General features: G+C 67.7%; 11 protein-coding genes. 5 read left to right on the top strand and 6 right to left on the bottom strand.

Translation table 11 applies throughout. The features are described 5' to 3' along the window. From ACLL81_RS05735 to ACLL81_RS05725, 3 genes are all read right to left on the bottom strand, one after another. A partial coding sequence (locus ACLL81_RS05735; protein WP_411287386.1) for a cbb3-type cytochrome c oxidase subunit I occupies positions 1-342 on the bottom strand: 342 nt, incomplete at its 3' end. A 17-nt stretch (positions 343-359) separates the two neighbouring features. Next, entirely contained in the window at positions 360-1,355 is a 996-nt protein-coding gene (coxB, locus tag ACLL81_RS05730) for a cytochrome c oxidase subunit II (RefSeq protein ID WP_411287385.1), read from the bottom strand. Between the two features lie 209 nt (positions 1,356-1,564). After that, entirely contained in the window at positions 1,565-2,272 is a 708-nt protein-coding gene (locus ACLL81_RS05725; RefSeq protein WP_411287387.1) for a sialate O-acetylesterase, read from the bottom strand. Positions 2,273-2,429: 157 nt separating this feature from the next. Here ACLL81_RS05725 and tldD point away from each other — a divergent pair, with 157 nt between their 5' ends. Both tldD and ACLL81_RS05715 read left to right on the top strand, forming a co-directional pair. Continuing rightward, positions 2,430-3,860 carry a metalloprotease TldD gene (gene tldD, locus ACLL81_RS05720; RefSeq protein WP_411287384.1) on the top strand — a complete coding sequence of 477 codons (1,431 nt, stop codon included), beginning with the start codon at positions 2,430-2,432 and terminating at the stop codon, positions 3,858-3,860. Between the two features lie 143 nt (positions 3,861-4,003). Continuing rightward, positions 4,004-6,022 carry a TonB-dependent receptor plug domain-containing protein gene (locus ACLL81_RS05715; protein WP_411287383.1) on the top strand — a complete coding sequence of 673 codons (2,019 nt, stop codon included), beginning with the start codon at positions 4,004-4,006 and terminating at the stop codon, positions 6,020-6,022. A 77-nt stretch (positions 6,023-6,099) separates the two neighbouring features. On the opposite strand, the gene ACLL81_RS05710 is transcribed toward ACLL81_RS05715, so the two are convergent. Next, positions 6,100-7,938 (bottom strand): peptide MFS transporter, encoded by a 1,839-nt coding sequence (locus ACLL81_RS05710; protein ID WP_411287382.1) that lies wholly within the window; start codon positions 7,936-7,938, stop codon positions 6,100-6,102. 198 nt (positions 7,939-8,136) lie between these two features. Between ACLL81_RS05710 and ACLL81_RS05705 the strand changes: the two genes are divergently transcribed. Beyond that, entirely contained in the window at positions 8,137-8,634 is a 498-nt protein-coding gene (locus ACLL81_RS05705; protein ID WP_411287381.1) for a DUF427 domain-containing protein, read from the top strand. A gap of 98 nt (positions 8,635-8,732) precedes the next feature. On the opposite strand, the gene ACLL81_RS05700 is transcribed toward ACLL81_RS05705, so the two are convergent. Both ACLL81_RS05700 and ACLL81_RS05695 read right to left on the bottom strand, forming a co-directional pair. After that, complete coding sequence (locus tag ACLL81_RS05700; protein WP_411287380.1) at positions 8,733-10,088, bottom strand: glutamate--cysteine ligase; 1,356 nt, start codon at positions 10,086-10,088, stop codon at positions 8,733-8,735. A 105-nt stretch (positions 10,089-10,193) separates the two neighbouring features. Beyond that, complete coding sequence (locus ACLL81_RS05695; protein ID WP_411287379.1) at positions 10,194-10,916, bottom strand: 16S rRNA (uracil(1498)-N(3))-methyltransferase; 723 nt, start codon at positions 10,914-10,916, stop codon at positions 10,194-10,196. 47 nt (positions 10,917-10,963) lie between these two features. Between ACLL81_RS05695 and ppk2 the strand changes: the two genes are divergently transcribed. Further along, positions 10,964-11,725, top strand: coding sequence for a polyphosphate kinase 2 (gene ppk2, locus ACLL81_RS05690; protein ID WP_411287378.1), 762 nt, complete (start codon positions 10,964-10,966; stop codon positions 11,723-11,725). An 83-nt stretch (positions 11,726-11,808) separates the two neighbouring features. Next, a partial coding sequence (locus ACLL81_RS05685) for a DNA glycosylase AlkZ-like family protein (protein WP_411287377.1) occupies positions 11,809-12,353 on the top strand: 545 nt, incomplete at its 3' end.

The following is a 12,353-nucleotide window of genomic DNA, read 5'->3' as shown; positions in this document are numbered from 1 at the left end:
CATCAACGGAACGAACCAGTTCCCGAACCCACCGATCATGGCAGGCATGACCATGAAGAAGATCATGATCAGGGCGTGGCCTGTCACCACGACGTTATACCCGTGCTTGGAGGGCTCCACGAGACCGGTGGCGGCCAACCATGACCCTTCCCGGAACACCTGGATCCCCGGCTCGAACAGTTCCCAGCGGATCAGTCCGGAGAGCGCGCCACCCACCAGGCCCGCCATGATGGCGAACAGGATGTAGAGCGTGCCGATATCCTTGTGGTTCGTGGAGAAGAACCAGCGGGTGATGAAACCCGGCTTGTGGTCGTGATGGTCGTGGGCGGCGGCTTGAGCCATCTTACGCTTGTCCTGGATCAGTTCGCGGCCGGCGCCTTGGGCGCGGGCTGAGGTGTCGGTGCGGTGGGCTCCGGCGTGCTGGAGCCGGGCGCCGCGGGATTGATGCTGGAGGTGGCCGCGGCCGGTTGGGCGGCGGGGGCGGCGTCCGCACTGGCGGCGTTGGCCGTGGCGGCCGCCGTGCTGGGCGTCGCCGCTGGCGGCTTGGCGTCCTTCACGGCCAGCCAGGCGTCGAAGTCGGCCTGGCTCACCACACGGACCTCGATGGGCATGAAGGCGTGCTCCACGCCGCACAGCTCGCGGCAGTTGCCATAGTAGGTGCCGATCCGCTCGGCCCGGAACCAGGTCTCGTTGACCCGGCCTGGCACGGCGTCGGCGATGATCCCGAAGGATGGCACGGCGAAGGAGTGGATCACGTCGGCCCCGGTGACCAGCATCCGGACGGTCTTGTTCACCGGCACCACCATGGCCTCGGTGGCGGCCAGCTTGTACGGCACGCCCTTGGCCTTGGCCTGATCCTCCGGGAGGATATTGGAGATGAACTCGGCGACGCCTTGGTCGGGGTACTCGTAGCCCCAGTACCATTGGTAGCCGGTGGCCTTCACCGTCACGTCGGCCTTGGGCATGTCATGATAGGCGAACAGGAGCTTGAACGAGAAGATCGAGATGACCATCAGGATCAGCACGGGCACGACGGTCCAGACGATCTCGACGGGGGTGTTGTGGCTCCATCGGGCGGGCGCCGGGTTGGCGCGCTTGTTGTAGCGAACGACGCACCAGATCAGCAGGCCGGCCACGAACAGGGTGATCGCCGTGATGATCGGCAGCAGGATCACATTGTGGAAGAAGATCGTGTCATGCCGGAGTGGCGTCACCCCAGGCTGCAGATCGATGCCGCCAGGCGTCGGCTGGCCCACCAAGTCGGCGGCCAGCGCGCTCGCACCGAAGAACGCTGTCGTCGCACCCGCAGCGGCTCCGGCCGCCCAAGTCCGCATCCCCTGAAACCTCGACGTCATGTCCCCTCGGTCTGGTTGGCCGGCGGTTACCGTGGAGCGAAGCGATCGCCCCCGCCGAATGTTCAGAAGGCCGCGTCGGCGCGCGTGTCACGCATCGCCCGGTCCCTCAGCGCGCGTGCATACGCGCATCGCCGTGGCTTGCCAAGGCGCTTGCGACCGCTTGGGAGGCCGGGCGGCAAGCGCGGGCTTTCCGGCGGCGAAACCGGGGCTCAGACCCAGCCGTCGTAGAGGGAATAGAACTGGCCGCCGATCGCCAGATGGCCCTCGGCCGCATAGTGTAGGCCGTCGGCCTGCATCATGTCGTCATAGGTGTCGAAGGAGGCCGCGAACGGATCCTCCGCGTCGGTGACGTACTGGGCCCAGCGGACCGTCTCGAACCAGGGCGTGGAGTCATTGATCCGCGCGAAAGCCACCTTGCCATCTTCGTCGGCGATCCATTCGTCGCGGACGGCGGCGATCCAGGCCTGCAAGTTGTCGCCATAGGCCTGCGCGGCGTCCTCGTCGAAGGCGTCCTGCTCGCCCTGCACAAAGAACACCCCATCGACCTCCATGCCGCCCAGGGCGGCGCGCGCGTCGGCCACCCGCTGGGTGGTGAGGTCGAACATCTCGCCCTCTGACTGCGGCGACCAGTCGAGCCGGTTGGGGTCGGCGGCCAGGCCCGTCGAACCCTTGGCGGACTTGACGATGAACAAAGCCTCGTCGGGATGGTCCTGGCGGAAGGTGGCCGCGAAAGCGACCTCGGGTCCCCAGGCCCCGGGATTCTTCAAGGTGCCGGTGTTCACACCCGGAGTCATGACCTCGAAACCGCCGGTCTCGTTGTTCCAGATGAAAGTCCGGGGGTCCCCGCGCCAGTAATTGGCGGGAAGGGTCGAGGCGTCCATGCCGAACCCTAGGGCGTTAGACTGACCCGCAAACACCACCAACGACACAACAGGCTCAGCAATTCTGGAATGATTTCTGTGCGGATCAGCCGCGCCACCGGAACACCACTGTCCCAAAGTGGTTGCATCGGCCGCGGCGCGAGGCGGGCGAGACGGGGTGACGCCTCGGGATCGAGCCCCTATCTTGTGGGGTATGAACGCACACGCCCCCACCCCCTCGATCCTCGACGCCGCCGGCGTCGACCCGCACCGAGCGCGACAGATTCTGGGCGAGGCGCTGGCCGGGGCGGACGACGGCGAACTGTTCGTGGAGCGTTCCGAGAGCGAATCCTTCCTGTTCGACGACGGCCGGCTGAAGTCGGCGGCCTATGACGCCACCGAGGGCTTCGGCCTGCGGGTGGTGGCGGGCGAGACCGCGGGCTACGCCCACGCCAGTGAAATCTCCGAAGCCGCCATCGGGCGGGCGGCGCAGTCGGCGGCCCTGGCCAAGCGCGGCTATGCAGGCGTGGCGGCCGAAGGGCCCCGGTCCACGAACGTCCGGCTCTATGGCGAGGACGATCCTCTGGCCTCGCCGGGCTTCTCCGACAAGGTGGCCCTGCTCCAGGAGATAGACGCCTGGGCCCGCGCCCGCGACCCCCGGGTGGTGCAGGTGATGGCCTCCCTGGCCGGCGAGCGGCGCACGATCGAGATTCTCCGAGCCGACGGCCGGCTGATCCGCGACGTGCGGCCCCTGGCGCGGATCAATGTGCAGATCACGGTCGAGCGCGATGGCCGCCGCGAGAACGGCTACACCGGCTCCGGCGGCCGGGCCGGCTTCGAGACCTGGATCACTGAGGAAAACTGGCGCGCCGCGGTGGACGAGGCGCTGCGCCAGGCCCTGGTCAACCTGGAAGCCGTCCCCTGCCCCGCCGGCGAGATGGACGTGGTCCTGGGCCCCGGCTGGAACGGCGTTCTACTGCACGAAGCCGTCGGCCACGGCCTGGAAGGCGACTTCAACCGCAAGGGCACCTCGGCTTTCTCCGGCCGGATCGGTGAGCGGGTGGCCGCGCCTGGGGTCACGGTGTTTGACGACGGGTCGATCCTGGGCCGCCGCGGCTCGCTGACCGTCGACGACGAGGGCACGCCCACGGAGCGCACCATCCTGATCGAGGACGGGGTCCTTGTGGGTTACATGCACGACCGGATGAGCGCGCGGCTGATGGGCCTAGCCGCCACCGGCAACGGACGCCGCCAGTCCTATGCCCACATGCCCATGCCCCGGATGACCAACACCGCCATGATGGGCGGCGATGTCCCGCAGGCGGAAATGATCGCGTCGACCAAGCGCGGGCTCTACTGCGCCAACTTTGGCGGCGGTCAGGTGGACATCACCAACGGCAAGTTCGTCTTCCAGTGCACCGAGGCCTATCTGATCGAGGACGGCAAGGTCACCGCCCCGGTGAAGGGAGCCACCCTGATCGGCGACGGGCCCTCGGCGCTCACCCGCGTGACCCTGATCGGCGACGACTTCGCCTTCGACCCGGGCATCGGGGTATGCGGCAAGTCCGGCCAGAGCCTTCCAGTAGGCGTCGGCCAACCGTCACTTAAGATCACCGGCCTGACGGTTGGCGGCACCAGCCTCTAGGGCGTTACGTCCGGCATCACGATGTGACGGCGATGTGCGGTAGTCGGCGGAAATATTTCGGCGATTTAATCCAGGTTACCGGCATTTAATTGGCGTCTCCCAACCGGCGCAGGCCAGTTGCGCCCGTCTGGGAGACAGTGCTGATGTTGTTGATCCACCTTCTTGCGCAGGCCGCCGCCGCCGCCACGCCTGAAGCCGTCGCGGCGCCGACCCAGGGGGTCATCAGCTATCCGCCCTCGTTCTTCGCGGCCCAGCAGCCGAACAGCGCGCTGGACATGGTTTCGAGGATTCCCGGCTTCAGCCTCGACACCGGCGCCGAGGTGCGAGGTTTCGAAGGCGCGGCCGGCAATGTGCTGATCGACGGCCAACGGGCCTCCAGCAAGACCGACAACCTGGAATCCCTGCTGAGCCGCCTTCCGGCCACCCGCGTGGAACGGATTGACCTGATCCGCGGGGGCGCGCCAGGCATCGACATGCAGGGCAAGTCAGTGCTGGTGAACGTCGTGCGCAAGGCCGGCGGCGGCCTGCAGGGCCTGATCGCCGGCTCGCAGAGCCATATTTATGACGGGCGCACCAGCGGCGCCTATCGGCTCGAGGCCAGCGGCGGCGAGGGTGGCCGCAAGTGGGAGCTGTCCAGCAACGGCGGTCGGGGCATTGACGACGGGGCCGGCGACGGCCCGGGCCTCCGCATCTTCGCCGACGGCCGGCCAATCGTGCGCTCCGACATCGACGCCGAGGGCGACGGCCTCAACGCCCAGCTCACCGGCATCTATGAGACGCCCATCTTCGGCGGCAAGGCGCGGGTCAACGGACGCCTGGCCCGCGACAAGTTCAAGTACGACGAAGGCAACGTGCTCCTTACCCCCGTGCCCGGCCTGGAGGAGACCGACGACGTCTACCGTTCCGAGAACACCGAGGTGGGCGGCAACTTCAGCCGCCCTCTGACCCGACACCTGAACCTGGAGGTCGTGGGCCTGCGCCAGACGCGCGACCGGACCATCTCCTCGACCTTCACGGAGGCCGCCGACGTCTCCAGCTTCAACCTGGCGCGGGAATCCAGCGAGAGCATCGGCCGGGCGGTTCTGAAGTACCGATGGAGCGACAAGCTGTCGTTCGAGGCCGGCGGCGAGACCGCCCTCAACCATCTGGAAAGCCAGACCCGCTTCACCGTCAACGCCGCAAACATCGCGCTGCCGGCCGCCAACGTGGCCGTGGAGGAGGTCCGCAGCGAGGTGTTCGCCAAGGGCGCCTGGCGGCCCAGCGCCGCCTGGACCGTCGACGGCGACCTTCGCTACGAGAGCTCGACGATCTCGTCCGAGGGCGACATCGTGCTGGAAAAGACTCTGCACTTCGTCAAGCCGCGGGTGGCGGTGACCTGGCAGGCCCGGCCCGCCACGCAGTTCCGTGTCCGCGCCCAACGCGAGGTGGGCCAGCTCAACTTCAACGACTTCGTGGCCAACGCCAACCTGAACACCGGTGCTGGCGTCAGCGCCGGCAACCCCGACCTCGACCCGCAGCAGGCCTGGGTGGCGGAAGCCGCTGTCGAGCAGCGATTCTGGGGCGGTGGCGTGATCGTGGTCACGGCGCGCCATTTCGCGCTCAACGACGTGATCGACCGCGGCCCGGTGTTCATCGCAGGCTCCGTGTTCGACCGGCCCACCAACATCGGCAAGGGGACCAAGCAGGAGCTGGGCGTCGATCTCACCCTGCCCTTCGACCGCATCGGCCTGAAGGGCGCGCGCCTCAAGGGCGACGCGGTCTGGCGCCGCTCGGAGGTGGAGGACCCGACCACCGGCGAGGACCGCGAGATCTCCGGCCTGCGCCCGGTGGACTGGAACGCCAGCTTCAGCCACGACCTGCCGCGACTGAACCTGACCTACGGCGTCGACGCCTACGGCGGCTGGCGCGAGCGCTACTATCGCTACAACGCCATCGAGACCACCAAGCTGAAGACCTATGTGAAGCCCTTCGCCGAGTGGCGGCCCGTGCCCGACATCAACATCCGCTTCGAGCTGCCCAACGTCACCTTGCGCGGCCTGCGCAATACCCGGCTGAGCTATGCCGGCACCCGTGCGGGCGGCGGCCAGCCCGACATCGAGGACCGCGACCTGCAGTTCGGCCGCATGTACTACGTCCGCGTGCGCAAGCGTTTCGGCGCCTGACGACGTAGGCGGCGCGCCATGAGAAAAAGACCGGGGAACGATCCCCGGCCTTCTTCGTCTGCGGCTGAAGCCTCGGCTCAGCTGTCGTTGCGCAGGGCGGCCGGGCTCACCGCCTGACGTTCGCCGTCCAGGGTTGGGGCGATGGGCTCCGGCTGCCCGTGGTTGGCCCGGTCATTGACCCCGTGCGCCCAGCCCTTGATGAAGAAGCTCAGCACCACGAAGCCGATACCGATGCCGATGCCCCACAGGCCCAGCAGGTTGAAGACATCCACCGACGACTTCAGCGAGGCCGCGGAATCCAGCACCTGGCCACCCACCGTCTCGGTGCCGGCGAGGCCCGCGATGATTCCGCCCACGTACTGGGCGATGGAGGAGGACAGGAACCAAACCGCCATCATGAAGGACACGATCGAGGCCACCGACAGCTTGGTGATTTCCGACAGGCCCACCGGTGACAGGAAGAGCTCGCCCGTAGTGTGCAGGAGGTAGAGCACGCCCAGCAGCACCAGCGGCACGCGGTAGTCGGCCCCGGCCATGCCGGCGCCCCACACCACAACCATGAAGCCCAGGCCCACCTGGATGATGCCCAACCCGAACTTCATCACCGGATCGAGGTCGCGGCCTTTCTGCGCCAGCCAAGCCCAGAGGGCGGCGAAGATCGGCGCGAAGATCAGGATGAAGCCCGCGTTGAACGACTGGGTCTGCGCCGCCTGGATGCCCATCAGGTCGACGTTGCGCGCGGCGAACAGGTTCAGCGAGGTTCCGGCCTGTTCGAAGAGGGTGAAGAACACCACCGCCCCGAAGATCAGCACCAGCGCCAGCATCATCCGCTCGCGCTCCACCTTGTTGCACCTAGCCACCAGGAACCAGACGATGAACAGGAGTGAGACCAGGGTTGCGGCGATCAGGCCGATGCCAACCAGGTCGTTGCGCTGCACCAGGAACCACACCGGGATCACGCCAAGCACGCCCAGGCCGTAGATCAGCCACTCGCGGCTGATCGGCCCGGCCACCTTGGCCCGCAGGAGTTCCGGGTTCGGCGGCTCGCCATGCCCCTCAAGGTACTTCTTGCCCCAGATGAACACGATCAGGCCCGCCAGCATGCCGACACCGGCCAAGCCGAATCCGGCCCACCAGCCCACCTGCTGGCCCAGCAGGCCGCAGAGCACCGAGGCCCAGAAGGCCCCCAGGTTGATGCCGTAGTAGTAGAGTGTGAAGCCGCTATCGCGCCTGGGATCGCCCTGCGGATAGAGCTGGCCCACGATGGTGGAGATGTTGGGCTTGAGGAAGCCGACGCCCATGATGATCAGCGAGACCGCCAGGAAGAAGGCGTTCTTGCCGAACTGATCGATCACATTGGTCATCTGGTAGGAGCCTTCCGGCAGCACGGCCGGCAGCGGGGCGCCCGCGGGCAGGCCCTTGACTTCCAGGCCGCCGGTGGCGGCGGGGGCGAACTCGTAGCCCTGGCCACCGACCATCAGGCGCACCTGGCGGTCGTCCATGCGGCCCTCCGCAGCGACGGGATAGCTCTGGCCCGCATAGGTCAGGGTCTGCTGCGCGGGGCTGCCTTCCACCGCCATCATCATGTGCCCCGCCACCAGCAGCATCGCCCCGAAGACCACCGCCTTGCGGGTGCCCAGATAGCGGTCGGCCAGGAGGCCACCGATCAACGGCAGGAGGTAGACCAGCGATGTGTAGGAGCCGTACTGGGCGCCCGCCGTAGCGTCGTCCAACAGCAGGTGCTGCGTCAGGTAGAAGATCAGGATGCCGCGCATCCCGTAGTAGGAGAATCGCTCCCACATCTCGGCGAAGAACAGGATGATCAGCCCGCGCGGGTGGTTGCGGGTGAGCTGGATCAGCACCGGGATGCCGGTGACCAGGGTCACCACGATGCCGAGGAGGAGGATGAGGTTCATGCGGAGCGGTTCCGGTTCCCTGGGACGCTTTGGACTTTGCGGGGCGGTTTCGCCTGGTCCGGCTGATTTGCGGGGAGAAAATCACGCGACCGCGGCAAGCACAAGCAACAGCCTTCCTCGGGCCCAAACCGGCGCTGGACAGCGATGGAGCCAGGGCGGAGGGTTTGGCGTTCAGGTCTTGCGAGGAGGACCATCGCGATGCTGACCCCAGGCCCCGACCATCCGATCACCATCGAGCCGGCCAAGCGCCGCTGGCGGGCGGCTTTTGCGGGCCATGTGATCGCCGACAGCGATGACGCCATGGTTCTGCGAGAGGGGAGCTACCCGCCGGTGATCTACTTTCCGCGGGACAAGGTGGCGATGGAGTACATGTCGCGGACCGACCGCAAGACCCACTGCCCCTACAAGGGCGACGCCGGCTACTATTCGGTGCTGATGGACGGCCAGTGGGCGGAGAACGCCCTCTGGACCTACGAGGAGCCGTTCCCGGCCATGGAGCAGCTCCGCGGGCGGCTGGCCTTCTACACCGACAAGATAGAGGTTTATGAGGTGGACGACGCCACGGTGAACGCGCACCACCCCGTGGGTGAGCGCGACGTGGACGCCATCGTCCAGCACACCGACACCGGCGACGGCCACAGCCAGCGCGACCACTGGAAGCCCAACGTGGAGACGCCGGACGGCGGCGTCCGCTAGAGCGCTATTCGCTCCGATAGACTCGCAGCGGCGCTCCAGATCCTTGTTCTGTCGCGCTTTCTGACGCCGAACCGGCGCCCACTTCGGCGGAAAGCGCTCTAGTAGGCGAAGTCCTCGAAGACCTTGCCGGCGTCACCCTTCCAGCGGGTTTCGTAAAGCTCGAGCAGACGCTCGGCCGGGGTGATCCCGCTGGCGGCGATCTCGTCAAGCTCGGCCAAGTAGCCGGTCTCGTCCACCAGGCCGCCGGAGAGCCGGTTGCGGCGTTTCAGGCCGGCGCGGGCGATCTCCAGCATGTCGAGCGCGATGTCCTGCACGGTGCGCCCGGCGATCTGGGCCTTCAGCCCCTGGCGGGACACGTCCGCGCGCAGGCGCTCGTGGTCCTCGATGTTCCAGTCCTTGCAGAGGTCCCAGGCGGCGGCCAGCGAGGCGGCGTCATAGAGCACGCCCATCCACAGGGCTGGCAGGGCGCAGAGTCGGCTCCACGGGCCGGAGTCCGCGCCGCGCATCTCCAGGTACTGCTTGAGCCGGACCTCGGGGAAGATGGTGGTGGTGTGGTCGGCGAAGTCCTTCAGCGTCGGGCGCTCGCCCGGCAGCTCGGCCAGCTTGCCGTCCATGAAGTCGCGGAACGAGCGGCCTGCCACGTCGATGTAGCGGCCCTCGCGCTTGACGAAGTACATCGGCACGTCGAGCGCATAGTTGGCGTAGGTAGCGAAACCGAAGCCGTCGGCGAACACGAAGTCCAGCATGCCCGTGCGGTCGTTGTCGGTGTCGGTCCAGACGTTGGCGCGGGCCGACAGGAAGCCGGTGGGCTTGCCCTCGATGAACGGCGAGTTGGCGAACAGCGCCGTGGCGATCGGCTGCAGGGCTAGGCTGACGCGGAACTTCGACACCATGTCGGCCTCGGAGCCGAAGTCGAGGTTGGCCTGCACGGTGCAGGTGCGGAACATCATGTCCAGACCCATGGAGCCGACCTTGGGCATGTATTCGCGCATGATCTTGTAGCGGCCCTTGGGCATCACCGGGACCTGGTCGCGCCGCCAGATCGGGGTGAAGCCCAGGCCCAGGAAGCCCAGGCCCAGCTCGTCTGCCACCACCTTCACTTCCTGCAGATGGGCGCCGGTCTCCTCGCAGATGTCGTGGATTGTCTCCAGCGGGGCGCCGGAAAGCTCGAACTGGCCGCCGGGCTCCAGGCTGACGTTGGCCGCGCCGCGCTCCAGGGCGATCACGTGGCCGCCCTCGATCACCGGCTTCCAGCCGAAGCGGGTCAGGCCGTCCAGCAACGCCTTGATGCCGCCGGGCTCATAGGGGACCGGCGCATGCGAGCCAAGGTGGAAGACAAACTTCTCGTGCTCGGCGCCCACGCGCCAAGCGCTGGCCGGCTTCGAGCCCTCCGCGAACCAGCGGACCAGGTCCTCGAACACCAGGGGTCGATCGTCGCAAGCGACCTCGGCCATCACGTCCTCCCCAGCCCGTCGACACACGAACACCCGCTGCGGGCGAGGTCCCGCGCGGCCGCGTTCTTTACGCTGCTAAAATAGGTGGGCGCAATTCCTTGAAGCTCAAGGGCGCCAGTCGCCCAACGCCGCCTGCCACAGGGTCATGGCGCTGATCGCCGCGGTGTCGGCCCGCAGGATCCGGGGGCCCAGGCTGACCGGTATGGCGAAGGAAAGCGTCCGCAGCCGGTCCCGCTCGGCCGGCGAGAAGCCTCCCTCCGGCCCGACCAGGATCGCCCAGGCGCCGCCTGGCGCCTCGCGCAGGGCATCGATGAGGGGGGCGGCGTCGCCCGCCTCGTCACAGAACAGCAGGTGGCGTCCGGTCTCCCAGCCGGCCAGCAGCTTCTCCAGCTTGAGCGGTTCAAAGACCTTGGGCACGTCCAACCGCCCGGTCTGCTCGGCGGCCTCCACAGCGATGGCCTGAAGCCGCTCCAGGCGGACGCGGTCGGCGTTGGTGTGCTGGGTGATCACCGGCCGCACCCGGGCCGCGCCCAGTTCGGCGGCCTTCTCGACGATGGTCTCCAGGCGGCCGCGCTTGACCAGGGCGACGATCAGGTCGAGGTCGGAGCCCGGCGCCTGCGGCCGGGTCTTGGCCTCCGGCGTCACGGTCACGTTGCGCTTGCCGAGGGTGGTGATGCGGGCCCGCCATTCCCCGTCGCGGCCGTTGAACAGGGCAAGCTCGTCGCCCACCGCCAGGCGCATCACCGCGGCCAGGTAGCGGCTCTGGCCCGGGTCGAGCGGCAGCGCCGCGCCAGGGTTAAGCTCTTGCGGAACGAACAGGCGGATCATCGCGCTCTTGTAGCGCTCACCAAAGGATCGGGACTAGGCTGATCGGCATGGCCAAACCCTATGACTACGACGAAGAGATCGTGACCCTCCAGAAAGCGCTGGTGCGCTTCCAGCAGCATGCCATCGCGGCGGGCGAGAAGGACCTGGTGATCTTCGAGGGCCGCGATGCGGCCGGCAAGGACGGGTCGATCAAGCGGATCATCCAGCACCTCTCCAACCGTGCGACCCGCGCCGTGGCCCTGCCGAAGCCCAGTGATCGGCAGCAGACCGAATGGTATTTCCAGCGCTACACCCACCACCTGCCGGCGGCGGGCGAGTTCGTGATCTTCAACCGCTCCTGGTACAACCGCGCCGGGGTCGAGCGGGTGATGGGCTTCTCCACGCCCGAGGAGCAGGAAACCTTCCTCGACGACGTCCCGGTGTTCGAGCGCATGCTGGCCGACGGCGGCATCCAGATCATCAAGCTGTGGCTGGACATCTCGCGCAAGGAACAGGGCGAGCGCCTCGACGCCCGGCGCACCGATCCGCTCAAGGCGCTCAAGGTCAGCCCGCTGGACGCCGTCGCCCAGGACAAGTGGGACGACTACAGCAAGGCCCGCGACGAGATGCTCACGCGAACCCACAGCGCCCAGACCCCGTGGGTGGTGGTCCACACCGACAAGAAGAAGCTGGCCCGCGTGCACATCATGCGCCATCTCCTGAAGGTCCTGGCGCCGGCCAAGATCGCCAAGACGGTGAGCCCGCCGGATCCCGACATCGTCTTCGAGTTCGACGTCGCCGCCCTCAGCGACGGACGGCTGGAACGCTGAGCCTGGGCAAACGGCCGGCTAGTCTTGTTCTTTTTTTGTTCGCCCGCTAGCTTTGCCGCAGCGAGTGGCCCGGGCGGGACTGGATGACAGACACCCTCACCGCGGGCGAGGCCCGCCGCATCTCCCTGGCCGCGCAAGGCCTCGGCGCGCGCCCGGACGGCGACATCGGCTGCCGCGAACTGCTGAAGATCATCGAGCGGCTGGGCGTGGTGCAGATCGATTCCGTCAATGTGGTCTCGCGCACCCACTACATCCCGGCCTTCTCGCGGCTGGGCGCCTATCCGCGCGCCCTCCTTGAGGAGGTGGCCTGGGGGAAAAAACCCGCCCTCTTCGAATATTGGGCGCATGAGGCCAGCCTGCTGCCGCTGGCCAGCCAGCCGCTGTTCCGCTGGCGGATGGATGACGCCCGCGAAGGAGTCGGCGTGTGGAAGGGGGTGGCGCGGTTCCTGCGCGAGCGGCGCGATCTGGTGGACCGGGCGCTGGAACAGGTGCGTGACCGCGGGCCGCTGGCTGCCTCGGATCTGGAACTGGGCGCGAAGGGCGCCGGCGGCTGGTGGGGCTGGAGCGAGGCCAAGCGGGCGGTGGAGTGCCTATTCTGGGCGGGCGAACTGACCACCGCCACCCGGCG

Origin of the sequence: Phenylobacterium sp., assembly GCF_046590535.1 — a bacterium.
Taxonomy (GTDB): Bacteria; Pseudomonadota; Alphaproteobacteria; order Caulobacterales; family Caulobacteraceae; genus Phenylobacterium.
The sequence above is the reverse complement of the archived record's forward strand: the minus strand, read 5'-3'. Positions and strand labels throughout refer to the sequence as shown.